The organism is Geminicoccus flavidas, assembly GCF_009806515.1.
GTDB classification, from domain to species: domain Bacteria; phylum Pseudomonadota; class Alphaproteobacteria; order Geminicoccales; family Geminicoccaceae; genus Geminicoccus; species Geminicoccus flavidus.
This window is the reverse complement of sequence record NZ_WUJP01001015.1, coordinates 1-22,390: the sequence shown is the minus strand read 5'-3', so window position 1 is coordinate 22,390 and position 22,390 is coordinate 1. Positions and strand designations below refer to the sequence as shown.

The window sequence follows — 22,390 nt, the reverse complement described above, 5'->3', positions numbered from 1 at the left end:
CTGGCGCTGCGGGAGCGGCTGCGGACCGAGGACCGCACCCGGATCAGCTATGCTTGCTCGCCCCATCACACGAACAGCGCCTTGTGGCCAGCCGCGCGGCAGCTCGAACGGGCAGCCCAGTTCAGCCGCGATGACAGGCCGGCAGAAAAGGTCGCTAAGCTCCGCGCCCTGCTGGCCGAAGCCGTCGAGGCGACGGAGGAGATGGTGATACTCTTGGCCGATCTCCTGGGTGTGCCGAGCGACGGTGTGCTCCCAACTCTCACCCTGACGCCGCAGGAGAGGAAGGCCCGTACTCTTGCCGCGCTGATGGCCCAGCTCGAGGGCCTGGCAGAGCGGCGGCCAGTGCTTCTGATCCTCGAGGACGCGCACTGGCTCGATCCCACGACCAGGGAGCTGTTCGACCTGGTTGTCGACCGCATCCGCCGGCTCAGGGTCCTGTTGGTGGTCACCTTCCGCCCTGAGCTGGAGCCGCCTTGGGCAAGCTTCCCGCACGTCACATGGCTGACCCTGAACCGTCTCGGGCGCGATCAGGCAGAGATACTGGTCACCCACGTCGCGGGCGGGCGTCACCTGCCAGCGGAAGTGGTGAATGCGATCCTGGCCCGGACCGAGGGCATGCCGCTGTTCACCGAGGAGCTCACCAAGACGGTGCTCGAGGCCGGGCTACTGACGGAGACGGGGAACGCCCTCACCCTGACGAGCCCGTTGCCGTCGCTCGCCATTCCGGCATCACTCAGTGACTCGCTAATGGCTCGCCTCGACCGGCTATTGTCGGTCAAGCAGGTTGCGCAGACGGCGGCATGCATTGGCCGGGACTTCGGCCATGAGCTCCTGGCTGCGGTCGTCGATCTTAGCGCACGGCACCTCCACGATGCCCTCGAGCAGCTGGTCCGGGCTGAGCTCGTGTTTCGGCATGGGACCCCGCCCAAGGCCACCTACAGCTTCAAGCACGCCCTTGTCCGCGACGCGGCCTACGAATCGCTGCTACGGTCACGGCGCCAGCAGCTGCACGGCAGGATCGCGGACGCGCTCGAGCGGCAGAGCGATGTTGCCGAGACCGAGCCTGAAACGCTTGCGCACCACCTGACCGAGGCTGGCATCAACGAGAAAGCGGTGGAGTACTGGCTTCGGGCCGGCCAGCGTTCTGCCGGTCAGTCGGCGCATAAAGAGGCCATCAATCATCTTACCCGCGGGCTCGCAGTCCTGGCGACGCTGCCGGCCACGGAGGAGCACGCACGGCAGGAACTGGAACTGCAAGCCGCACTCGCGTCTGCCCTGACTGCGATCAAGGGATGGGCGGCGCCGGAAGTGGAGCTTGCGCACGAGCGGGCCCGCCAGCTTGGTCGCGAGCTTGGCGACCGACCGCATGTGGCCACCGCGCTGCGTGGCCTGTGCTCAGTGTTTCACGTGCGCGCGCGGCTGCGGCGCGCCCAGGAGCTGGCCGCTGAACTCCTTGAATTGGTCCGGCAGGAAGCAGGTCCGGTCATCCGGGCCGATGCATACAACGCGAAGGGCTACACTCTCTTCCACCTCGGACGCTTCTGCGACGCGCGCGACAGCCTCAAGGCGGCAATGGTCCAGCTCAAAGACACGGGTGAGCTCATGAACGCCACGTCGCTGGGCGTAAGCGTTGCTGTCTTCAACCGGGCCTATGCCGCCCATTGCGACTGGCACCTCGGCAACCACAGGCGCGCCCTCGATGGGGCGCACCGGGCAATCGAACTTGCCCGCCAGCTGGGACAACCGTTCAGCCTTGCTCTGGCGCTCGCCTATGAAACCATGCTGCGCCAGTTCCGGGGAGAGCCGGCCCGCGTCCACGAGCTGGCGGGGGCGACGTTGGCGGTCGCGGGCGAGCACGGCTTCACCTATTACCGAGCGTGGTCGGATATTCTGGCAGGCTGGGCTTCGGCGGCGGACGGAACCAGGGCCGCGGCGGAAGGCATCCGCCGCATCGAGGCAGGCTTGGCCAGCATCCAAGCCACAGGCGCGGAGCTGAGGTTGCCCTACTATCTGGGCCTCCTGGCGGAACTCCATCTCCGGGCCGCGCAGCCGGATGCAGCGGTCCTTGTCCTTGAGGACGCATTCGCCGCCGCGGAGCGTAACGAGGAAAGGTGGAACGACGCCAACCTCTGGCTGCTGAAAGGCGACGTAGGGCTGGCCGTGGCACCAGACAATCAGGAGATGGCGGCGGCCTGCTACGGTCAGGCAGTCGAGATTGCGCACGCGCAGGGTGCTGCCTCGCTTGTCCTACGCGGCAGGCTTCGGCTTGCCCGGCTGGATCCGGACCAGGAGCACAGCACTGAAGCACGCAAGCTCCTCGCCGCGTGCCTCAGAGGAGTTGATCAGGAGGCCATCACGCCAGAGCTTCAGCAAGCCTGGGCCGTCGTGACGGAGCTGGAAGAAAAGGGCGCAGCGGGTGTATAGATTCAGGCTTAACCGTGTCAGAAAGGCTCGGGGAGGCGACGATGGGCTATCATCTGGTAGGTGATCTGCTCGAAGTCTGTGATTGCAACACGCTCTGCCCCTGCTGGATCGGCGAGAATCCGGATAACGGCACCTGTCAGTCATCGCTCGCCTATCGGATCGAGCGCGGCGAGATCGATGGCCTCGACGTCTCGGGCCTGGTCTTCGCCACGGCGGTGTTCATCCCGGGCAACGTCCTGGCCGGGCAGTGGCGCATCATCCGCTACGTCGACGACCGGGCCAGCCCTGCCCAGGAGGAGGCGTTGCTCAAGGTGTTCCGGGGCGAGCTCGGCGGACCGGTGGCCCAGCTCGCGCAACTGGTCGGTGAGGAGGTGGCGGCGCGTCGTGCACCCATCACCTTCACCGTGGAGAAGGGCCAGGGAACATTCCGGATCGGCGGTGCTGTTGAAGCCACGATGGAGCCCTATCGTGGGCCTGGCGGAGAGCCGACGCGGCTGGTCGAGAGCATCTTCTCCACCATTCCGGGCTCGCCGGCCTATGTGGCCAAGGCATCGCGCTTTCGCATGGTACAGCCGGAACTCGGCATCGACCTCGACCTTGCCGGCCACAACGCGATCCAGGGCTATTTCGAGCTGCAGAGCTGAGCGTCCGGGCTGCAGGGAGAGGAGGAGTGGTTCCGCCGGCCTTCACGCGTCCCGCATTGACGCCGCACGACCGGCTATTCGTGCCCCTGTTTGTCGGCACCATGCTCCTGGCGTGGCTGGCGCTCGCAGTCTGGGACATGTCGCCCTACGCCCGCTACCTTGACCACGACTGGACCAGACTCGGTATTGCCGCGGGTCTCTGTGCGGCCCTGCCGGCTGGTGAGGTGGTGATGCCAGCGTTCCTCTATCTTGGAGGCTGGACGCTGATGACCGCAGCCATGATGCTGCCGACCACCTTGCCGTTCGTCACCGTGTTTCGCCGCCTCACCATGCGGCAGCCGCACGCTGCATCACTCCTCTGCCTGCTGCTGGTCAGCTATCTGGTGGTCTGGCTCGGCGTCGGTGTTGCGGCGCATTCCGCGGGCCTCATTCTGCTTGTGTTCGTGCAGCAATCGGTGTGGCTCAGCTTCAATGGTTGGCTGATCAGCGCGCTCGTCTTCCTCCTGGCAGGCCTCTTCCAGTTCTCCCCGCTCAAGTACCGCTGCCTGGACGCCTGCCGCTCACCTTTGAGCTTTATCGCCACCCGTTGGAGCGGCCGCCGGCCGGTTTCGGACAGCATCCGGCTCGGCTTGGCGCACGGCGCCCACTGCGTCGGCTGCTGCTGGCTTCTCATGCTGCTGATGTTCACGGTTGGCACGGGCAGTATCGGCTGGATGCTGGCGCTGGGTGCGGTGATGGCGCTTGAGAAGAACAGCCGGTGGGGCCGCAAGCTGGCGGCACCGCTCGGGCTTGCTCTAATCACGACGGCCGTGGGCATGGCGGCGGTGCAGGGTCTTGGGGATTAGCGGAGCTAACGCATGAGATGACGTGGCGGCGGGGCAGGCCCTACGGCTGCGTGTAACGGAGGAGAAGCTCAGCACCGTTCTGATAGCGATGGCTCGGCTCGCTCGAGCCTTCGTTTGCCGGGCATGGCTGGCCGGTATGTTGCCCTTCCACCTCGACCGAAGGTCATCGCAGTCGTGAGGGCTTGGCCGGCATCGTCCGGCCGCCCGCCTGAGGATTTCGATGAGGCGGGAGCACGGCACCTTGAAGGTCTGCAGGGTGGGGCTGGCGACCTGCTCCCCGTTCAGTGGCGGGCTCGTCCCCTCCTCTGCCCCGGCCTATGGCTGCCGCCAGGTCTGTCATCACCCTTTCCAGATTGGAGGCCCTTGCACTGGGCCTGGGCGACAAAGATGGAGAACAGGGGCGCGCGAGGCCGGGATCCCCTTCCTCGACTGCCACCGGCTGATGAGCTGATGGGCCAGCTCGCACACCCTCTATCCTGACGAACTCCTGGGTGAGGATATGCTGCGCATGACCGATCGCAGCTACGAATGCCTGGCCTACGTCATCCCTGCCCTGAGCCGGGAGAGCAGCCCACGGCCTCGTCCGGATGGATAGCCAATGCCGGGCGACCCGGCCCTCCCTGCACCTGGCCAGGATCTGCTTCGCCGGGAAGGCCGATATCAAGCAGGTGGCGGGCCACCGGAAGGGCGATTGTTCGCCAGCGCGTGCTGGTCGGGGTGACCCGCCATCCTTCCCGATCGAGGCTCGAGGCAGGTCCAGGAGCGTTGTTGCAAAGGGTGTGGACTTTGGCGACCACCCCTATCCTTGCCTCAAGAGCTTGCGGACCGGCGGCTGCGAAGGGTGCAGCAGCAGGTCTGTCTCGGTTACCTCGACCCTGGCATCACGATAGACCGCCAGGGCAAACGCAAGACTTTCGAGGAAAGCGGGCTTGAAGTGCTTGCGCAATTTGATGCCGGCACCGAACTGTCCGGCCAAGGCAGCCCAGGAAACAGGTTTTGCTGCAGTAAGTGCGTGGAGCCGGTAGGCGAGCCAGCAGTATACGTCGAGTGCCATCGAAGAGTTGCGGATGTGCTTGATGGCCGTTTCATGAAGCGGCACGGCGTGTTTCTTGAGCTGGCTTGTGCGGGAGGGCGGTCTGGCACCAGCCCGAGTACATGTGCCGGTGCCGATGTCCTCGTCGGTCGCCCAGCTGGCGGCAGCTTCGACCACACGGGCACCACGCCTGCCCTCTACGAGTTCACGCACGGCCTGCTTGCCCTTTGCCTCCAGCAGGTCATGCAACGTCCCCATGCCGTACCTCTTGAACGAGCCTTGCCCAGGCTGGGCCAGCAACACGCGCTTGTCGATGTGGACTTTGCCGACCAGAGCTATTTGAGGTTATTTGGATTCTTCTATTTGATCGCCCGGCAGAGTCCACGATCGGGTCGGCAAAGTCCACGAGATCCCGGTGGAAAGGCAGGCGTGGCCGAAATGGTGCGGTGGACAACAAAAGCGGGTACCGGTGCGAGGTCGGCAGAGTCCACACCCTGGTCCGGTTGTTGCCTTCCTGGTCTGTCGTCGTTCCTGGTCGCCAGAGTCCACATCCCCTGGCAGCGAGGGGTCGGGCATCCGCACCTGGCCGGCTCCTGTCGGCCGGCTCCCCATACGGTTACTGATCTGAGGACGTATGAAGCTAAGAAACTATTCATCTATGGTGCTCTACACCTATGAACCTATGAGCCTGACGATCTGGCCCGTCCGACGGTGCGCCCGCTCGGCACATTCGCGCTGACCGGCTTCAAAGGCGGCAAGCCGCGCTTTTCGAGCAGAAGATTCCAGGCCTCGTGCCCGAGCTTCTGCAGGCTGAGGTTAGTGTCGAGGCTGAGCTGGCGCAGCCGGCGCCGATCCTCCGGCGCAACCAAGATGTTGACCGGCACCACTGGCACCGCATTCCCGTGCGGCTCTTCCCTGGCAGATCCAGCGGCGCCCCCCTGCCTCGCCGGCAGCTCGTCGTCGATGGGCGACATGACCTCCGCAAGCGAGCGCCCGCGCCTATTGCTGCTCATGGACGATCTCCTGTAGCCAGCCCACACCGTCTTCAGCTCGGCACGGGCACAGGGAAGGAGGCTGCGTGCCGAAAAGCGGCTCAGCGCTGGTACGGATCCGGCCATGGGCCGCCGAAGGGACCAACCGGGCGGCCTGGTACCGCCGGCGTACGACAAGTCTGTCCGGTTGGAGGGTGGCAGCATCCCGTCCTGGGGAGACAGCCATGCCATGACCAGCAGCGACGGCGCCAGCAGCTTCGTGCGCGTAAGCATCAGCGGTGGCAAAGGCACGTGTAAGCGCAAGGCGGGTGCAGCAGAGGCACCACCGGATTGGCCGACGGCGCGGCGAGCAGGTCGTGACATGTCAATGCTTGTGCGTCGGCTGGTGTGCTTGCCATACCCGGCGCATGGGGGAGGGGAGGGTAAATCTCTGGAACTTTCGCGGGAAAGACCGCAGGCCCACCCGGATGCGCATGATTGCGAAATTAAGTAACGGAGTTAGAGAAATTTTCTGCGCTTGGAGAGCGCAACCCCCTATATCCTCAAATGGATGAAGATCCTCCAAGCATGGAAGCCACCCTATCTGTAGGAATAGCTATCTCATATTGACCGTCAGGAAAGCGGCATAGGCATGCTCGTCCATCTGCCCCGCCGCCAGCGCCAGCACCGACTGCGTAGCCTCGGCCTCGTCCGCGGTGAAGGTCCAGCCGTTCAGCTCCAGGAACAGCACGCCGATCAGGAAGCCTGTCCGCTTGTTGCCGTCCACAAACGGGTGGCTGCGCACGATGCCGGCCGTGTAGAGGGCTGCTAGCATTGCCGCCTCGACCGTATCACCATAGGCCGGATGCTGGCGTGGCCGTGCCAGGGCAGAGCGGAGCAGGTTCAAGGAGCGCACCCCGGGCGGGCTACCGTCCAGGGCCAGCAGCCGGACGAGCTCCGCCGCCCACGGGTCGGGCGGCGCCGGAAGCGCGGCACCGAGAATGTGTACAGCGGCACTGCCTATGTCTGGATCGACGTGACCGCGAACGGCAGCCCGTGGGTCGGTTCCAGATCGGCCAGGATCTCGTCGCGGATGAAAGCGCCCGGATGCTGCGGCTCGCAGCGGTGGTCCTCGATCCCGTACGATGATCAAACGGCTGGCGAATGCATCGGCTGCGATGCACTGCAAGACGAGATCGGCCGCGATCCTGCCCGCTCCCCTCCTGGTCAGGGAGCGCCCGGCCACCGCATGCCGGGCAGCTCGATCGGGTTCAGCTATCCTGCCGCTTCGGCTGAGGGGGGATCTCGCCCGGCCGGTAGTCGGGCAGCTGTCCCGCCGGGATCAAGGCCAGCAGGGCGAAGCCGGCCATGATCAGCAGGCCGATCTTGAGCGCGCGCAGCCGGGCCTCGGTGTTGATGCGCACGGCCTCCTCGACCTGCTCCGGCGTGGCGCTGGTCTGCCGCATGACCTCCAGCAGCCGGTCGTTGCTCACGAAGTTGACGTTGTCGAGATCGACCTCCTCCTTCAGCTCCACCGGGATGATCGGGTTGTCCACGAGGCTGCGCATCACGCCAGCACTCAGCAGCCCGACCACCAGCGCACCCGCGACCGCGGTACCGACGGCCGCGGCCAGGTTATTGGTCGTGCCGCGCAGCGAACCGACGTCGCCGGCCAGCTCCTTGGGTGAGGCGGTGACCAGGACGTTGAACAGCAGGGTCACGAGCGAGCCCTGGCCGATGCCGAACAGCACTAGGCCGACCAGCACGGGGAAGGTGCTCCAGTCGTTGCGGACGACCATCGCCAGCCAGACAAGGGCCACGGCGGACATGGCGAAGGCGAGCCTCCCGATCTGGCGGGGAGGGAGCCGGTCATACAGGCGCACGATCAGCAGGGCGGCGAAGAAGACCGACAGGTTGAACGGCATCATCGCGATCGCCGTGTCCAGCGGCGTGCGCCCCTGAACGATCTGGATATAGAGCGGCACCGTGAAGTTGAGCGCCGCCTCCAGGGCGACGATGGTGAACATCGCATAGACGGCCGCCCGCTCCTTGGGCGAATCGATCACCTCCAGCGCCAGCAGCGGCGTCTTGCCGGCCGCCTGCCGCCGGTGCGTCCACATCAGGAACGCCTGGCCCAGCACGATGCCGAGCACGATCATCACTGGTGCCGGCGACAGCCCCAGAAGGTCGAACGGCGCGCCCGGACGGGCCAGACCCAGCCCCCACCGGTTCAAATTGTTGAAGCCGAAGCTGATGAGGATGATGGCGGCGGCCGCAAGGACGACGCCCACCAGGTCGATCTGCACGTCGGGCCGGCCCTCGTCCCGCCTGAGCCGGAAGCTCAGCACGAACACGATCGCCGAGAGGGCGATTAGGATGCCAAATGCCGGGCGCCAGCCGATGAACGTGCCCAGGACGCCGCCGATGAGGAAGGCCGCCACGCCGGCCCCGGCACGGGCCGAGCCGAGCGCGCCCAAAGCGGTGGCCTGCTGCCGGCCCCGGTAGTTGTTGGCGATCAGCGCCACCAGGGAGGGGACCAGCGCGGCACCGGCCATCCCCGCCAAGCCTTGAGATGCGATCATGACCGTCGCGTTCGGGCTGAATGTCATCAGCACCATGGCCAGCCCGAAGATCAGCACCACCCCGCGGAACACGGGCTGCGCGCCGAACCGCTGGCAGAGCTTGGCGCCCAGCATGACCAGCCCGGCCACGGCGAGCGAATACATGACGATTCCGGTGGCGACCGTGGTGGGCGGCACGCCGAAGCTGTCGACCATCCCGCCGATAGCGACGGGCAGGGAGGCGACGTTGAACGACATCAGCACCTGGCCCAGGGCGATGACGATCATCGGCAGCCATGCTGACTGCACCTCGTCCTCTGCTCCGGCCGCCGGTATCGCTGCGCTGCGCATCGCCTTGGCCCTTTCGTGCTACGGTTGTTCCTCTGTGCCGATCGAGATGGCAGGCCGCACGGAAGGGGCCTGCAGAACTGGCTCAGGCCTCGGGCTTCGAGACGAACAGGTCCATGCCCAACCGCTGGGACAGGAACCTGGCGACCAGCTGGCCCTTGACGCTGTTGCCCATGCCGTCGAGGGGCGGGGCGAACGTGCCGAGCCCGCCCTTGCCGGGCGAGACGGTGACAATGCCGCCGCCGATGCCGCTCTTGCCCGGCAGGCCGATGTCGTAGAGCCAGTCGCCCGAACTCTCGTAGAGGCCGGCTGTCGCCATCACTGCCAGTGCGTAGTGGCAGGTGGCCGGAGCCACGATCCGCTCCCGGGTGACCGGGTTCACGCCGCCATCGGCCAAGGTTGACCCCATCACCGCCAGATCATGGGCGCTCACGTTCAAGGAGCACTGCCGCGTGTACAGGTCGACCGCCAGGTCGCAGTCGCAATAGATCCGGCCGAGGCTCTCGAGCAGGCGCGCGATGCTCCGGTTGCGGAGGTTGGTCGCCGAGGCGGAAGCATAGACCTCCTCGTTCAGCGACAGCTTCCGCCCGGCGAAGCCGCACAATCCTGCATGGATGCTCTGCCACTTGTCGTCGGCGGTGACACCCGGCACGAGGCTGGTCGCCGCGATGGCGCCGGCATTCACCATCGGGTTGGTCCGACCGTCGGCGCTCCACTCGACTGCCGCCAGGGAATTGAACGGCAGCCCGGTGCTGTTCGCGCCGAGCTTGTCCCGGCACTCCTCAGGCCCCAGTGCCTGGCACACGAGTGCGAAGACGAAGGGCTTGGACACGCTCATGATCGAGAATTCGTGCGCCGTGTCGCCGATCTCGTAGACATTGCCGCTGGTGCCGACCACGCAGATGCCGAACAGGTCGCCCGCGACCCTCGCGAGCGCCGGGTAGACGTTGGATACCCGGCCATCGGTGTTCCACCGGTAGCGCTCATAGGCCTCGACAACGAGCTGCTGCACCATCTCCGACTGGGGCAGGTGACCGGTCGACACATAGGTCGGGCCGGTGGCCGCGTCGTAGAGGGAGCGAAGCGTGGACATGGGTCAGCTCCGAACTGGTTGGCGCTGAAACTCGTTCTGCGTTCACCAAGGGCGGTACGAGGCTGCGGCGCAGCTCTGCCAGATGGATCGAGGCCGAAGCGTTCGATCAGGATGCAGTCAGACCGAAACTCGCATGAAACCGGGAGGAAATAGCGCGCACGATTTAGCCGGCTGGCTCACCAGAGCGGCCGAAATATGGATGGAACAGGTCTCTCCGGTCTCTGACGAGACCGGAGGCTCCATTCAGCCAATATACACTACTTTATCCTGCTGTACATCAATACGGGCTCTCGATCCACTGCGAAGTCAGGCCCGAAGCGGGACTCGGTCCGCGGCGACCGGCGTCTGCGATGGCGGATGGCCAAGCTGCCTCAGTCCTTGGGCGGCTGCACCTGGATGAAATGGCTCAAGGCGAAGATCACCCCGGCGGTGGCAATGCCGGAGGCCAGGAGGCGCAGGCCGGGCGGCACGTTGATGACCTGCTCGAGAAACAGCACACCCAGCATCACCGCGATGATGCCGGCGAGCTTGCTCTTCAAGCCGTCGAAGTCGCTGGTGCGTAGCCACATGGGCGCCGGAATCCCGCGATCGATGAACAGCGAGTAGAGCCCGAACGCGACCACCTGGAGCACCGTCGCGAGCAGGACGAGGTCAACCAGCTTGATGCTGGCCAGAAACATCTGGCGATTGGTCAGCTGCGTGTCGCCCGGCGACACGAGCAGGGTGACATAGCGGCCGGTCTCGATCGCGCCGAATGCCAGCAGGGTACATGCTGCCACCATGAGGGATATGATCCCGATCAGGGTGATCAGCTTCGAGACCCACAGGAACAACCGTACCCCGGGATGAAGGACGGTGGGACGAGGCGGATCGGCCTCAGTCGCCATAGAGTGGCCGGGCGAAGTGCGGCTGGCAGTGGCAGGTTGTCGAGCGCATGGACCATCGCAACTCTGAAAGTCGTTCAACGAACATATTATTACATGATTGTCTTGTCAAAGAATTGCCTCCAGAGTATTGGAGAAGCACGACTGCGTCGTCTCGGGCGCATGACTGTTGCCAGGGGAAGATGACGTCGTGACGGTTGGCTCCTGGCTGGCGGGACGAGCACGCCTCGCGTTTGGCAAGGCGTCTTGCCGGGACGGCCGCCGGTTCTTTGGCCGTAACCGGTACCGGCCGAAGCGGCGGGTGGTCGGCCGGTCAGGCCGTGGCCTCGTTCCCTGTTCATCTGCCTTGCGCGAGGTTGCATGCCGACCGCATCAGCCACCGGCAGCACCGGCGATCGCAGCCCCGTCCTACTCGACCTCGCCCTGCAGGGTGGTGGGTCGCACGGGGCGTTCACATGGGGCGTGATCGACCGTCTGCTGGAAGAGCCCTGGCTCACTATCGACGGCATCACCGGCACCTCGGTGGGCGCCACGAACGCGGCGGTGCTGGTCGCCGGCCATGCCGCCGGCGGGGCCGCGGGTGCGAAAGCGGCGCTGGAGCGGTTCTGGCGCAGCGTGTCACGTGCCGCACTCGCCAGCCCGTTCCAGCGCGGTCCGCTCGATGTGCTGCTCGGCTGCTGGACGCTCGACAACTCGCCGATGTTCGTGGCCCTAGACCTGACCTCGCGCCTATTCTCGCCCTACGACCTGAACCCCGGCGGCAGCAACCCGCTGGAGGCGGTCCTGGCCGAGCAGATCGACCTCGACCGGCTGAGGGACGCGCCGATCCGGCTGTTCGTCACCGCGACCAGCGTGCGCACCGGGCGCGGGCGGGTGTTTCGCAACAGCGAGGTGCGGCCCGAGGTGCTGCTGGCCTCAGCCTGCCTGCCCGCCCTGTTCCAGGCGGTGGAGATCGATGGCGAGCCCTACTGGGCACGGCGGCTATTCCGGCAACCCGACCATCACGCCGCTGGTGCGCGAATGCTCGTCGCGGGACACGATCCTGGTGCAGATCAACCCGGTGGAGCGGCCGGGCACGCCCAGGTCGGCGCGCGACATCCTCAACCGGCTGAACGAGGTGTCGTTCAACGCCGTCCTGCTCAAGGAGCTGCGGATGATCGCCCTGCTGCGCCGCATGGCGTCGAGCTGTCGTGACGAGGCGGCGGCCTGGGCGAACATGCGGATCCACCGGGTTGAGCAGCACCAAGCTGCTGGAGCTGGGCTACTCGTCCAAGCTCAATGCGGAGTGGGGCTTCCTGACCATGCTGCGCGACGAGGGCCGACAGGCAGCCGCGGCGTTCCTCACCGAGCATGGCGACACCCTGGGCCGGCGCTCGTCCCTCGATCTCGACCAGTTGCTCGAAGGCGTGTGAGCCGATGAGGCTGGCCGGCATCCTCCTGGGCCGAGCCCTTCTGGTGTGGCTGGCGTTCCGGGGCTGGAGCGTGCTGCTGCTGGCGCCACTGGCAGCACTGATCGCCGCTGCTTTTTCCGGCGAGCCGCTGCTGGCGCACTGGACCCAGACCTTCATGGGCAGTGCTGCCCGGTTCGTCGCCCAGTTCTTCCCGCTGTTCCTGCTGGGCGCCCTGTTCGGCAAGCTGATGAAGGACTCCGGCTCGGTCGCCACCATCGCGGCGTTCATGACCGAGCGGCTGGGTCCCCGCCGCGCGGTCCTGGCGGTGGTGCTGGCCGGTGCGCTGGTCACCTATGGCGGGGTCAGCCTGTTCGTGGCGATCTTCGTCCTGGTGCCGATGGCCCAGGCCCTGTTTCGCCAGGCCGACATCCCGCGCCGGCTGATGCCGGCCGCCGGGGCACTCGGCACCTCGACCTTCACCATGTCGGCGCTGCCGGCCACCCCCGCCATCCAGAACGCGATCCCGATGCCGTTCTTCGGCACCACCCCGTTCGCAGCACCGGGACTGGGCATCCTCGCCTCGGTGATCATGCTGGGCTTCGGCCTCTGGTGGCTCGGGCACAGGGAAGCCGCAGCGCGCCGGGCTGGCCTGGGCTATGGCGCTGCTGCCGATGCCATGCCGCAGGACGCGGCCGCCCATGAACTGGTGCGCGAACGGGCCACCACGGCCCGCGAGTTCGACCCGGCCGAGATCAGCCACGGCCAGCCTGCGCCGGTGGGCCCGCCGGTCCAGCTGGCGATGCTGCCGCTGGTCGTGGTGGTGTGCGTGAACTTCCTGATGGTGATGCTGGTGCTGCCGCGCCTGGACACCGGCTACCTTGCCGAGGAGCGGTTCGGCGGCGTGTCACTGGAGGCGGTCGCCGGCGTCTGAGCGGTGGCGACCGGGCTCGCGGCAGCGATCCTCGTCCTGCTGCTCGTGAGCGGCCGGCGGCTCACCACCCTCAGGGTCAGCATGGACGCCGGTCCCAACGCCTCCGTCCTGCCGATCCTGAGCGTGGCGAGCCTGGTCGGTTTTGGCGCGGTCGTAGCGGCGATGCCGGCATTCGCCCTGGTGCGCGACTGGGTGCTGTCGATTGGCGGTGGGCCGCTGGTCTCGCTGGCCGCCGCCACCAACATCCTGGCGGCGCTGACCGGTTTCGCATCCGGCGGCCTCACCATCGCCCTGGATGCGCTGGGCGCCACCCATCTCGAGATCGCCAGCCAGGCCGGCATCGACCCGGCACTGCTGCACCGCGTGGCGGTGATCGGTGCCGGCACGCTCGACAGCCTGCCGCACAACGGTGCCGTCGTGACCCTGCTCGCCGTCTGCGGCTCGACCCATCGCGAAAGCTATATGGACCCGTTCATGGTGGCGATCGTGGGCGCGGTCCTGGCCCTGGCGGCGGTGATCGTGCTGGGTTCGCTCCTTGGCTCGTTCTAGCGCTCCGGGCGGGTGGCGACCGCGTCGGCCAGCATGCCGTACTTGACCCGCACCGTGCTGGCCTGGCGGAAAAAGCCGACCAGGTCGCGCCACGGCCCCTCGATGCGCATGAGGCCGGTCAGACTGGCCACCACCGTGCGGACGTCGTTCTGGCCCCGCAGCACCAGCCAGCCGCCCAGGAACAGGATGCCGACCTTACCGAGCCCGCTGATCGCCCCGATCGCCGCCTTAGACGACAGCTTGAGGGCGAAGATCCGGCGGCGGGTGTGGAAGATGTCGTGGAAGTCCGAGATCACCGCATCGTCCACGGCCGCCAGGTCACCCTGGAGATCCGGGCCGAGGCATCGCGCAGGGCCTGGACCCGTGTCTGCACCTGGAGGTTGATCCGATGCTGGACGACCACCACGATCGCCGCCTGAAGTACCACAACGATCAGCGCCAGCAGGCCCAGCCAGGGTTGGCTTGCCACGATGAAGCCGATCACGCTCACCAGCGTGCCGAGCTGCACGACCGGCGAGGCGATCGCCGCACCCGCGAAGGCGCCGACCGATTCGGCCTCGGCCGAGACCATTGCCACCAGCGTCCCGGGTGTCGGCGCGTCGCCCGGCCCGTTCGCCCACCCGTCGCCATGCGCAGGCCCAGCAGCAGCTTCAGCCTGGCGCTGAGCAGCAGCGCTGCGAGAAAGCCGGCGCACAGCCAGGCGAGCTGGCGCACGTCGCCGCCATAGATGAGGCTGTTGATCGCGAGCTGCTGGAACTTGAGCGGCAGGGCGGCCACGGTGGCCACGGTGGCCACCAGCACCGACAGGACGATCAGGATGGCTTGCTGCCGATCGGTGACCCGCCAGATCGCGCGGTAAAGTTCACCCATCCTCATCCCGCTCATTGCGGTGCCTTCTGGGCTCCGACTGGCACGGCGATTTCTTCGGCGATCCGCTCCAGCATGTAGGGAAAGAACGGGTTGGAGGTGATGCGCAGCAGCGAATCCAGGCTGACGATTAGGGCACCGCGCTCGCCCCTGGTCGCCATGGCGCCCAGATGGATGCCGAAATCCTCGGCCGGATCGGGCGTCAGCCCATAAAGCCCGTCATCCACCGGGAAGGGCAGGGCCACGTGGGACAGCGAGAACACGTCCTTCGGATAGTGCAGGTCCAGCGGCCGGGTCCGCTCCTCGACCGACCCGGGCTCGGTGACCCGCTCGACCATGTCCAGGCTGTCGGGCCCGGCATTGGCCAGGATCGTGGTGCGAAACGCCCTCGGTGCGGCCGGCAAGACCCGGTTCAGGACCGCATCAACTCGCGTGTTCAGGAGCGGGCCGAACTTCACGGTCCGGTTCAGGTCGAACAGCACGAGCTCGCTGCCATTCGCCGGGAGCTGCGCGTAGAGGGCGGTGATGATGGCACGGGTGCTGACGGTGAAGTCGATCACCGACTGGAAGGTCAGGACCGGCGGCAGGTCACCGAGACGGTTCTCCCGCGCCAGCCGGGCGATGCGCGGCTGCAGCGCCTGGGTGAGCAGGAAGGACTGGCGGGCGCCATTGATCGGGAACGAGTTGTACTTGAACGGGATGAACTCGGGCAGGACGGCCAGCCAGGCGGCCTTGGCAAACGCCGGAAAGATCGCCGGCCAGCCGGCAACGCCGGCAAAGCGGGCAAAGGCCGTGATGCCGATCATCGGCGAGACCAGGACCAGCCGGTCCGGCCGGGTCAGCTCCGGGTCCTCCAGGGCATCGAGCGCATACTTCATGGCGAGCGCCCCGCCATTGGAGAAGCCCACCAGGTGCAGGGGCAGGTCGGGCCCGATCCGCCGTCGCGCTTCACGCACCGCCAGCCGTGTCGCCGCTGCCCAGCTCTCCCATTCGATGTCGGTGAGCGCCCCCGGCACGGTGCCGTGCGCCGGCAGGCGCGGGATGATCGCGACGAAGCCGTGGTCCCGGTAGAGCTCGCCGATATGACGCTGGCTGTAAGGCGCATCGGTCAGCCCGTGCAGGAGCACCGCGGCGCCCCGGGGTCTGCCGTCCGGCTCGAGCAGGTGCGAGCGGTTCCAGTCGTCGGCGAAGCGGCCGGGATAGATTGGGCTGCGGTCGAAGTAGCGGTTGACCGGGACGCGGTCCTCCGGCTCGAGCTGTTGGGTCACCTCGACTCGCAGCTCGTCGAAGATCTCCTGCTCCCGGGCGAGGTAAGCCGCCCAGTCGACTTGGTCGAGTACCTCGGCGTCCAGCTCGTCGGGCACGAAGGTGTGCCAGATCTCGAGCGGCAGGCCGCGCTGCGAATCCCAGATGCGGGTCGCCAGGAAGGTGGCGAGCGCGATCAGCACGAGCAGCGCCACCCGTTTGGCCACCCAACTCGTCCGTGCACCGATCCGGCGGAGCCTGCTCATGCGCCCTGCATCCATTCAACTCCCGCCGGGCGCATCCGCTCGTGCCTGCGCGTCAGCTGCCGGTGCGTTCGCGCTGCCATTCCCGGAACAGGCGCTGCTCCTCGATCTCGAGCCGGGTCTGCTCCTCCTGCAGGGCCCGCTGGCGCTCGAAGTCGAGCTGCAGCTGCTGGGCGGTCCGCCGGTCCTCGACCGCCTGCTGGCGGCGGCGCTCCTCGGCTTGGCGGTCCAAGGTCATGTTACCGGCGAGTCCGCCCACCGCACCGCCGATCAGCATGGCCGAGCTGCTGTTGCCGAACACCGCCCGGCTGACCCCGGCACCGGCCACCGCGCCACCCACCGTGCCCACGCCCGGCGACGCGGTCCCGCCGCCGCCACCCTCGCAGCCGACGAGAGCGCTGCAGGTCAGCAGCGCCAGGAGGATCACGACACTGCGGGGCCGGCCCGTCGGCTTGGCGGGGTTCATCGCGCTTCTCCTGTCTCCATGTCCACGATCGTGACCATCTCGTCGAAGCTCAGGCCGCCATCGTCGTCCCGGTCACCCTGATCGAACGCCCGGACCTTGTTGGTCATCACCTCCTTGAAGGTGAGCAGTCCGTTTCCGTCCGCATCGACCTTGGCGAACAGAACCGGATCATGCTCGCCCAGCTCCGCCGGCGAGAGGGTGCCGCTGCCGTCCTGGTCGAGTGCCGCGAACCCGGCCGCGGCATCGCGGGTCATCTCCGCCTCGTTGATGAGGCCGTCGCCGTCGGTGTCGGCGGTATCGAAGGCCAGCCGCCCCCAGTCATAGGAAGGCAGGGCTTCCTGCGCGGACGCCGCACCGGGCAGCATCCAGGCAGCCCCCGCCATCACAAGGGCAAGGGGCCAGCAGCGCGCTCTGGTCGTGATCATCGGTCGTCTCCTCATCCGCTGATGGCGCTGGACGGCACCGCCGGTGCCTCGACTGGGGCCGGGCTGCCGCGCAGGCTGAACCAGGCGACATAGACCGCGGGCAGGAAGATCAGGGTCAGGACGGTGCCGACCAGCAGCCCGCCCATGATCGAGAAGGCCATCGGCCCCCAGAACACGGTGGGTGCGATCGGGATCATGCCGAGCACGGTGGAGATCGCCGTCAGCATGATCGGTCGGAAGCGCGCGGTGCCGGCCTCGACCACGGCGTCGACGGCGCTTCGCCCCTGCTGGCGCTCGCTCTCGATCTGGCCGATCAGGATCACCGCGTTCTTGGTGACGATGCCGATCAGCGCCAGGATGCCCAGGATGGCGACGAAGCCCAGCGGCCGGCCGGACACCAGCAGGGCCAGCACCACCCCGATCAGCCCGAGCGGTGCCACGGTCAGCACGATGAACAGGCGCTGGAAGCTGCGCAACTGCACCATCAGCACGGTCAGCATGAGGAACAGCATGGCCGGCACCACGGCTGTCACCGAGGCCTGCGACTTGGCACTTTCCTCCACCGTGCCCCCAACGGCGATCCGGTAGCCCTGTGAGAGCCGGGTGTTCAGCCCCGCCACCCCGTCCGCCAGCTCGTCGGCCACCGATTCCGGCAATTCGCCCGGGATCACGTCCGCCTGGACCGTGAGCGTCGGCACGCGGTCACGCCGCCAGATCAGGGGGAAGTCCTGGCCATATTCGAAGCTGGCGAACTGGCTGAGCGGCACGGTCCGGCCGCCCGGCAGCGGGACCTGCAGGGTGGACAGGGTCGAGAGCGAGACCCGCTGCTCGTCCGTGGCCCGCGCCACCACGTTGACCAGATAGATGTCGTCGCGCAGCTGGGTGACAGGCGTGCCGGTGAGCACCGCATTCAGCACGCCGGATACCGCATCGGTGCTGAGCCCCAGCAGCCGGGCGCGCTCCTGGTCGACATGGATGCGCACCTCCCGGGTGGGCTCGATCCAGTCGAAATTGACCTTCTCGACCCGCGGGCTGGCCGCGACGAGCTGGGCCAGGTCCAGGGCGATCGTGCGCACCCGGTCGAGGTTGGGGCCGCTCACCCGGTACTGCACCGGCCAGCCGACCGGCGGGCCCAGCTCCAGCGAATAGATCCGGCTCACCAGTTCCGGGAAGCGCTCGGCCAGCGCCAGCTCCAGCTTCTGCCGCAGCCGCTCGCGTGCCTCGACGTCGGCCGCCACGATCACCGCCTGGGAGAAGAAGTCGTTGGGCAGCTGGACGTTGAGGGGCAGGTAGAAGCGGATTGCACCCCGCCCGACATAGGTGCTCCAGCGCACCACGTCGGGATCGCCCTCCAGCAGATCGTCGAACCGACTGGTCATCGTCTGGCTGGCATAGATGGACGCGTTCTGCGGCAGGGTCAGGTCGACCACCAGCTCCGGCCGGTCGGAGGAGGGGAAGAACTGCCTGGGGATCAGCGGCAGGAGCAAGATCGAGCCGATGAACAAGGCGAGCGTGATCGCGATCGTCACCCAGCGCAGCTGCAGTGCGATGACCAGCAGGCGACGGTACCACTGCACCACGCGCGGCGCCCTGACCGCTGCCTGCTTCGGCCGGACCAGGATCGCCACGCCCAGCAGTGGCGCGAAGATCACCGCGACCAGCCAGGAGACCAGCAGGGCGATGGTCACCACCGCGAACAGGGAGAAGGTGTATTCGCTGGCCGAGCTCTGGGCGAAGCCCACCGGCACGAAGCCCGCGATCGTGACGAAGGTGCCGGCCAGCATGGCAAACGCATAGCGGCGGAACGCGAACTCGGCCGCCGCCACCTTGTCGTCGCCCGCGGCCAGTCGGGTGAGCATGGCATCGGTGGTGGTCATGGCGTCGTCGACCAGCAGCGCCAGGGCGATGATGAGGGCGCCCAGCGAGATGCGTTGCATGTCGATGGCGAACGCCTGCATCAGCGGGAACACGATCGCCAGCGTGAGCGGGATCGCCAGTGCCACCACCAGGCCCGGACGCACCCCTAGGCTGATGAAGCTCACCACCAGGATGATCAGAATCGCCTGCCAGAGCGAGGTGGTGAATTCGCCGATCGCGAGGTCGACCGTGACCGGCTGGTCCGCCACCAGGATCGGCTCGATGCCGACTGGCAGGTCGCTCGTGATCCTGGCCATCGCCTGCTCGATGTTGCGGCCCAGTGCCAGGATGTCGCCGCCGTCGCGCATCGCGATGCCGAGCCCGATCGCGTCCTGGCCGTTCACCCGGAACATCGGCTGGGGCGGGTCGGCAAAGCTGCGCCGGACCGTCGCGATGTCGGCCAGCCGGAGCATCCGCGCGCCGGCCACGAAGGTGATGTCGAGGATGTCCCGCTCGGACTGGAAGGCGCCGGTGACCCGCACCGAGATCCGCTCGTCTCCCGTCTGGATGACGCCCGCGGGCCGGACCACGTTCTGGGTCTGCAGGGCCGCCAGCAAGGCCGGGCGGTCGACGCCGAGGCTGGCCAGCTGCTCCATCGAGAACTCGACGAAGATCACCTCGTCCTGCGCGCCGATGATCTCGATCGCCGAGACGTCCGGGACGTGCAGCAGCTCCGAACGGACCGCTTCCACCTGGTCGCGCAGCTCGCGATGGGTGAAGCCGTCGGCCGTGAAGCCGTAGATGATGCCGAACGTGTCGCTGAACCGGTCGTTGAAGAATGGCCCGACCAGCCCCTCCGGCATGGTGTGGCGGATGTCGCCGATGTCGTTGCGCACCTGCTGCCAGATTGCCGGGATCTCGGGCGCCGTTACCGAACCTTCGAGATTGACGAAGATCGTGGCGAAACCCGGCCGGGTCTGGCTGCGCAGCGTGTCCAGGCCCGGCAGCTCCTGTAGCTTGCGCTCGATCCGCTCGGTGACCTGAAGGGCGGTGTCCTCCAGCGTGGCGCCGGGCCAAGCCGCCTGCACCACTATGGTCTTGATGGTGAAGGCTGGATCCTCATTGCGACCGATGCCGATGAACGCCGCAATCCCCGCGAGCACGGCAACGATCATGAAGTAGACGACCAGGGAGCGGTTGCCGAGCGCCCAGCCGGACAGGTTGAACCTGCTCACGACGCGGGCTCGAGCAGACGGACCTTCTGCCCGGGATGGAGCGCCTGCACGCCCGCGGTCACCACGATCTCGCCGGGATCGATGCCAGCTGCCACCACCACCGCACCTGGCGAGAAGCGCAGCACGTCGACGCCGCGCAGGGCCACGGTCTGCTCGTCCGGGTCGACCACCCAGACGGCGGGCTGGCGCTCATGCTGGGTGAGGGCGGAGGCGGGCAGCTCGATGACCTCGCCCTGGTCGACCTCCATCCTTCCGGTCACGGTGGCACCCAGCCGCATGTCCGGCGGCGGGTCGGCCAGCCCGACCCGGACCTCGAAGGTGCGGGTCACCGGGTCGGCCTGGGGCGCTACCTCGCGCACCCGTCCGGTGGCGACCACCGACGGGTCCTCGGTCAGGGTGACGGAGATGACCGGGTCGGCCGGAGCGGAGCGGATCACCTGAGCGGGCACGTCGAACACCGCGTCACGGCCGCCCTGGCGGGCTAGCCGGACGATCATCTGTCCGGCCTGGACCACTTCGCCTGGCTCGGCACCAATCGCGGTCACCACGCCTTCGGCATCGGCCTCAAGCTCGGTGAAGCTCACCTGGTCCTGCGCGTTCTTCAGGAGTGCGCGGCCGGAATCCACGGCCGACTGCGCGGTCTGCAGTGCCTGGCGGGCCCGGCCATAGACCGCCTGCGCCGCGAAGCCGCGCTCGGCCAGGATCTGCTGGCGCCGGAACTCGGCCCGTGCCTCGACCAGCTGGCCCTCGGCGGCCGCGAGGCTGGCTTCTGCCGCCCGCAGCGCGTTGAGCTCGTTGTGCGGCTCCAGCTTGGCGATGACGTCGCCGGGCTCGACCCGGGCACCCAGGGCCACCGGCCGCTCGGTCATGCGCCCAGAAAGACGAAAAGCCAAAGCCACCTCGTCCTCGGCCTCGATGCGGCCGGTCAGGACCACCGGCACCCCGGCCGCGCGCTTCTCGACCGTCACCGTGCGGACCGGTCGGACCTCCAGCGCTGCCGCCTCCGGTTCCGCATCGCAGGCAGCAAGCCCGACCGGGAGAGCCAGCATGGCGAGCGTCAGGATCCAGCGTCGGGGACCGCCGTGAAGATCGGCCTGGGGTCTCTCGCCCACCCAGGTGCTCTTCATTGCGCGAGCGTCCTTTGCGTTGGCGGGGACAACAGATCCCCAGTCCTGCAATGAGTACTATATTGCACACCAGGAAGCATGAGAAGCGCCGATATTCCAAGCCGCGCACAGCATCAGGTCCGACAGCTTCGTGCCGCACAGTGAAGTCTAGCGCTCGTCCGGCCGGCACGACCGGCGCTGTAATGGAACGGATCGACATGCGGCGGCTTCGCCGACCGCCGCAGTTCACGTTCGACCTGGGATCTTCTGCCTGCTTCCCCCGGTCCAAGAACCCACAGTTGGCAAGGTCGCGCAAGCAATCGTCGAGATAGCCCGCGTGATCGAAACTGGATGAGTTGGTAGCGCCGCCTAACCCGGTTCGTCAGCACGTTCCGCCTGCCGATATGGATGACCAGGCGCAATGCACGTCGGCAGGCAGGCTGCCCGTCCCGGTAGGGAGATTATGACATCAAAAGCCTGACCGCGCCTGGTCGGCAGGAACTGCTCGATCCGCAGCACCATCCCCGGCGAAAGTTCCACCACACTTGGTACGTCGCCGCTTGACCGACTGGCTCCCGGGGCCCCCTTGAGGATGAGCATGCCCGCGGGTGGCGGTGCCACCATGTGGTGTGTTGGATCACCTAGGTTGAATGATCCGTCCTTCCGGAAAGACTGCTTTATTTTCCAGGACTGATTCTTGCCTTGGCACAACAATCCTCTTCCCCAGTCAGCGACGTCTGGTCGCGGGCACGATGGGCCGGGTCGGATAGTTGTTGTCGTGCATGCTCACCGGTCCCCTTCCCCTCGCTGGTCGAGCGTGGAATGTCCTCCCTCGTGTTGCCGCCCGGCTCATTGCCGGGCGGTCCTTCTTGGGGTCGCGGAGCGGCTAGCCAGAGGCATGACGGACGGGCCCCGGCTCCAGCGCTACCCCGAGCGACCGCACCGCGAAAACTGGCTTTCGTCGCCGCTGCCCAGATAGCGCCCGTCGACATGTCGTCCTCGACCGCCTGCTCGTCACGCAGGCGGGACGCTGCGCCGCACTACGGCTGCCTGGCCGGTTTGCTATGCTGCGGGAGCGAGCGGCTAGGCAGCGCATCCCTGCGCAGAGCCGTTCGCACCTTTCCACCTCCCGGTTCTGCCCTGCCGCGCTCTCGAGGGCGTGTCCGATGCCGGGCGATCGTTCCTCGCGACGGCCGCTCCTCCATCGCGTAGCGGCCGGGAGCCGGTGCTACTGTCTGGTCTTGCCAGCCCC

At 67.2% G+C, this 22,390-nt stretch carries 17 protein-coding genes and 2 pseudogenes; 5 read left to right on the top strand and 14 right to left on the bottom strand.

The window, feature by feature from the left end; all coding sequences use genetic code 11:
• The 3 genes from EQG76_RS28960 to EQG76_RS28950 all read left to right on the top strand — a co-directional run.
• A partial coding sequence (locus EQG76_RS28960; protein ID WP_159718676.1) for a hypothetical protein occupies positions 1–2,424 on the top strand: 2,424 nt, incomplete at its 5' end.
• Positions 2,425–2,465: 41 nt separating this feature from the next.
• The gene (locus EQG76_RS28955; protein ID WP_159718675.1) at positions 2,466–3,068 is read left to right on the top strand and encodes a DUF1326 domain-containing protein; all 603 of its coding nucleotides are present in this window, start codon (positions 2,466–2,468) and stop codon (positions 3,066–3,068) included.
• A gap of 26 nt (positions 3,069–3,094) precedes the next feature.
• Positions 3,095–3,913 (top strand): DUF2182 domain-containing protein, encoded by an 819-nt coding sequence (locus EQG76_RS28950; protein WP_200841218.1) that lies wholly within the window; start codon positions 3,095–3,097, stop codon positions 3,911–3,913.
• 799 nt (positions 3,914–4,712) lie between these two features.
• Here the strand turns inward: EQG76_RS28950 and EQG76_RS28945 are convergent.
• From EQG76_RS28945 to EQG76_RS28920, 6 genes are all read right to left on the bottom strand, one after another.
• Entirely contained in the window at positions 4,713–5,249 is a 537-nt protein-coding gene (locus EQG76_RS28945) for a replication protein RepA (RefSeq protein ID WP_159718674.1), read from the bottom strand.
• Positions 5,250–5,626: 377 nt separating this feature from the next.
• Entirely contained in the window at positions 5,627–5,920 is a 294-nt protein-coding gene (locus EQG76_RS28940; RefSeq protein WP_159718673.1) for a ribbon-helix-helix domain-containing protein, read from the bottom strand.
• Positions 5,921–6,533: 613 nt separating this feature from the next.
• Positions 6,534–6,920 carry a type II toxin-antitoxin system death-on-curing family toxin gene (locus EQG76_RS28935; protein WP_159718678.1) on the bottom strand — a complete coding sequence of 129 codons (387 nt, stop codon included), beginning with the start codon at positions 6,918–6,920 and terminating at the stop codon, positions 6,534–6,536.
• A gap of 268 nt (positions 6,921–7,188) precedes the next feature.
• Positions 7,189–8,829, bottom strand: coding sequence for an MFS transporter (locus tag EQG76_RS28930; protein WP_407925582.1), 1,641 nt, complete (start codon positions 8,827–8,829; stop codon positions 7,189–7,191).
• 82 nt (positions 8,830–8,911) lie between these two features.
• Entirely contained in the window at positions 8,912–9,919 is a 1,008-nt protein-coding gene (glsA, locus tag EQG76_RS28925) for a glutaminase A (RefSeq protein ID WP_159718671.1), read from the bottom strand.
• A gap of 371 nt (positions 9,920–10,290) precedes the next feature.
• Positions 10,291–10,806 (bottom strand): YqhA family protein, encoded by a 516-nt coding sequence (locus tag EQG76_RS28920; RefSeq protein WP_255476610.1) that lies wholly within the window; start codon positions 10,804–10,806, stop codon positions 10,291–10,293.
• Positions 10,807–11,163: 357 nt separating this feature from the next.
• Between EQG76_RS28920 and EQG76_RS28915 the strand changes: the two are divergent.
• Both EQG76_RS28915 and EQG76_RS33775 read left to right on the top strand, forming a co-directional pair.
• A pseudogene (locus tag EQG76_RS28915) lies at positions 11,164–12,215 on the top strand (patatin-like phospholipase family protein).
• Positions 12,216–12,219: 4 nt separating this feature from the next.
• Positions 12,220–13,674: pseudogene (locus tag EQG76_RS33775) on the top strand (GntP family permease).
• Here the strand turns inward: EQG76_RS33775 and EQG76_RS28905 are convergent.
• The 8 genes from EQG76_RS28905 to EQG76_RS28870 are packed head-to-tail and all read right to left on the bottom strand — an operon-like array spanning position 13,671 to position 21,159.
• Complete coding sequence (locus tag EQG76_RS28905; RefSeq protein ID WP_159718667.1) at positions 13,671–13,982, bottom strand: 6TM ABC transporter family protein; 312 nt, start codon at positions 13,980–13,982, stop codon at positions 13,671–13,673. The pseudogene EQG76_RS33775 and the gene EQG76_RS28905 overlap by 4 nt on opposite strands.
• Positions 13,967–14,182: a hypothetical protein gene (locus tag EQG76_RS28900; RefSeq protein ID WP_159718665.1), complete on the bottom strand. Its 216-nt coding sequence runs from the start codon at positions 14,180–14,182 to the stop codon at positions 13,967–13,969. The genes EQG76_RS28905 and EQG76_RS28900 overlap by 16 nt, the downstream gene beginning before the upstream one ends.
• On the bottom strand, positions 14,161–14,544 hold the full coding sequence (locus tag EQG76_RS28895) for a hypothetical protein (protein ID WP_159718663.1): 384 nt from the start codon (positions 14,542–14,544) through the stop codon (positions 14,161–14,163). The genes EQG76_RS28900 and EQG76_RS28895 overlap by 22 nt, the downstream gene beginning before the upstream one ends.
• Positions 14,545–14,555: 11 nt before the next feature.
• Positions 14,556–16,052 (bottom strand): alpha/beta hydrolase, encoded by a 1,497-nt coding sequence (locus EQG76_RS28890; protein WP_159718661.1) that lies wholly within the window; start codon positions 16,050–16,052, stop codon positions 14,556–14,558.
• Between the two features lie 52 nt (positions 16,053–16,104).
• The gene (locus tag EQG76_RS28885) at positions 16,105–16,515 is read right to left on the bottom strand and encodes a hypothetical protein (protein WP_159718659.1); all 411 of its coding nucleotides are present in this window, start codon (positions 16,513–16,515) and stop codon (positions 16,105–16,107) included.
• Entirely contained in the window at positions 16,512–16,940 is a 429-nt protein-coding gene (locus EQG76_RS28880; RefSeq protein ID WP_159718657.1) for an EF-hand domain-containing protein, read from the bottom strand. The genes EQG76_RS28885 and EQG76_RS28880 overlap by 4 nt, the downstream gene beginning before the upstream one ends.
• Before the next feature lie 11 nt (positions 16,941–16,951).
• Positions 16,952–20,032 (bottom strand): efflux RND transporter permease subunit, encoded by a 3,081-nt coding sequence (locus EQG76_RS28875; protein ID WP_159718655.1) that lies wholly within the window; start codon positions 20,030–20,032, stop codon positions 16,952–16,954.
• Positions 20,029–21,159 (bottom strand): efflux RND transporter periplasmic adaptor subunit, encoded by a 1,131-nt coding sequence (locus tag EQG76_RS28870; protein WP_159718653.1) that lies wholly within the window; start codon positions 21,157–21,159, stop codon positions 20,029–20,031. The genes EQG76_RS28875 and EQG76_RS28870 overlap by 4 nt, the downstream gene beginning before the upstream one ends.
• Positions 21,160–22,390 lie beyond the last annotated feature (1,231 nt).

What these genes read in the sequence shown, in the direction of transcription:
- EQG76_RS28955 (WP_159718675.1), top strand. Translation starts at nt 2,466, where the DNA reads ATGGGCTATCATCTGGTAGGTGATCTGCTCGAAGTCTGTGATTGCAAC.
- EQG76_RS28940 (WP_159718673.1), bottom strand. Translation starts at nt 5,920, where the DNA reads ATGTCGCCCATCGACGACGAGCTGCCGGCGAGGCAGGGGGGCGCCGCT.
- EQG76_RS28930 (WP_407925582.1), bottom strand. Translation starts at nt 8,829, where the DNA reads ATGCGCAGCGCAGCGATACCGGCGGCCGGAGCAGAGGACGAGGTGCAG.
- glsA (WP_159718671.1), bottom strand. Translation starts at nt 9,919, where the DNA reads ATGTCCACGCTTCGCTCCCTCTACGACGCGGCCACCGGCCCGACCTAT.
- EQG76_RS28920 (WP_255476610.1), bottom strand. Translation starts at nt 10,806, where the DNA reads ATGGCGACTGAGGCCGATCCGCCTCGTCCCACCGTCCTTCATCCCGGG.
- EQG76_RS28895 (WP_159718663.1), bottom strand. Translation starts at nt 14,544, where the DNA reads ATGGGTGAACTTTACCGCGCGATCTGGCGGGTCACCGATCGGCAGCAA.
- EQG76_RS28890 (WP_159718661.1), bottom strand. Translation starts at nt 16,052, where the DNA reads ATGAGCAGGCTCCGCCGGATCGGTGCACGGACGAGTTGGGTGGCCAAA.
- EQG76_RS28885 (WP_159718659.1), bottom strand. Translation starts at nt 16,515, where the DNA reads ATGAACCCCGCCAAGCCGACGGGCCGGCCCCGCAGTGTCGTGATCCTC.
- EQG76_RS28880 (WP_159718657.1), bottom strand. Translation starts at nt 16,940, where the DNA reads ATGATCACGACCAGAGCGCGCTGCTGGCCCCTTGCCCTTGTGATGGCG.
- EQG76_RS28870 (WP_159718653.1), bottom strand. Translation starts at nt 21,159, where the DNA reads ATGAAGAGCACCTGGGTGGGCGAGAGACCCCAGGCCGATCTTCACGGC.